The organism is Microvirga sp. P4_G7, from assembly GCF_056401005.1.
This window is the reverse complement of the sequence record NZ_JBFUKD010000810.1, coordinates 1-1,461: the sequence shown is the minus strand read 5'-3', so window position 1 is coordinate 1,461 and position 1,461 is coordinate 1. Positions and strand designations below refer to the sequence as shown.

The 1,461-nt window shown below is 58.7% G+C and carries 2 protein-coding genes; both read left to right on the top strand.

Annotated elements, in window-relative coordinates:
- Positions 1-641, top strand: a 641-nt coding sequence (locus AC1DT3_RS20910; RefSeq protein WP_477467117.1) for a glutaminase, incomplete at its 5' end; no start/stop codon positions are given.
- A 139-nt stretch (positions 642-780) separates the two neighbouring features.
- On the top strand, positions 781-1,461 hold a 681-nt coding region (locus AC1DT3_RS20905), incomplete at its 3' end, for an alpha/beta hydrolase (protein ID WP_477467118.1).

Here is a 1,461-nt window from a genome sequence, read left to right as displayed (position 1 = left end):
CGATAGAGCTCAATGCGGACCGAACGATGAATCCGATGGTGAATGCCGGTGCAATCGCCGCGACGAGCCTGGCACCCGGCGACACAGCTGAACAGAAGTGGCTATTCATCCAGGATGGGCTATCGCGTCTCGCCGGACGAAGACTGACGCTCGACCAGGATGTCTACAGGTCGGAAGCAGCAACCAACCAGCGAAACCAGGGCATCGCCCGTTTGCTTCAAAGCTACGGACGCATGTATTTTGATCCCTTGGAGGCGACCGATATCTACACAAGGCAATGCTCGCTGACTGTAACGGTCAAGGATATTGCCGTCATGGGTGCCACACTCGCCGACGGCGGCGTCAATCCGATAACAGGGGAACGCGTCCTCGATGCAGACCGCTGCCAGCGTGTGCTGGCGGTGCTCGCCACCGCCGGTCTCTATGAAGAGTCGGGCGATTGGCTGTACGAGGTGGGACTGCCAGGGAAAAGCGGCGTCAGTGGAGGCATCGTGACGATCGTGCCCGGAAAGGGTGGTCTTGGGACGTTTGCCGCCCCACTGGATGCAGCTGGGAACAGCATTCGTGGGCAACTCGTCACCAAATACCTCTCCGAGCGGCTGGGCCTGAACCTGTTCGCGTCGAAGCCAGCGAATGGATGAAGGGGAGCTATGTCGCTGATGTTTCTCGGACCCACCAACTTCGATCAAACCTGGCGAATGATGATCCAAGGCATCAAGACGCATTGTGGCGCGGGTCGATCCGCTCGTCATGCCAACATGACATAGCCAGGAGCGAATGATGACGGGCAGGCTGATCAGGGGCGTACGACGAACTCTACTCGTCTTGACTGCAATTGTCATAACGCTGCTCGCGGTTCGTATCTACGATACCCAGCGGGGACCGCCACTTGAACCGTGGCACACCTATGTGCCGCATGAACTGAGTGAGCAGGAACTCGATAAGGCCAATTGGTCCGACTATCTGAAAGCTGAGAACGCCATTTTCGATGCTTTGCGCGTGGAGGTCACGCAAAAGCTGGATGAGGACGACCGCGTGCCGGTCAATCGCTACTTCGACGGAAGTCCCGTGTACCCTGGTCGTTTCGCACAGGATTGGAACCGCTCTTACGTACTCGAGCCCGAAGGTCCGCCGGTCGGGGCGGCTGTCTTTCTGCACGGATTGACGGATTCGCCCTACAGCTTGCGGCATATCGCCAACCTCTATCGCGACCGCGGATTTGTGTCGGTGGTCATCAGATTGCCCGCTCACGGGACGGTGCCAGCCGCCCTGACCGACGTTGAATCAGAGGATTGGCTCGCAGCGACGCGGCTAGCAGTCAGAGAAGCCCGTCGGCGAGTCGGCCCATCGAAACCCCTTGAAATCATAGGATATTCCAACGGCGGCGCGCTCGCCATGAAATATGCCCTCGACGCGCTCGATGACGAAAACCTCGCCCGTCCAGACCGGATTGTTCTGATT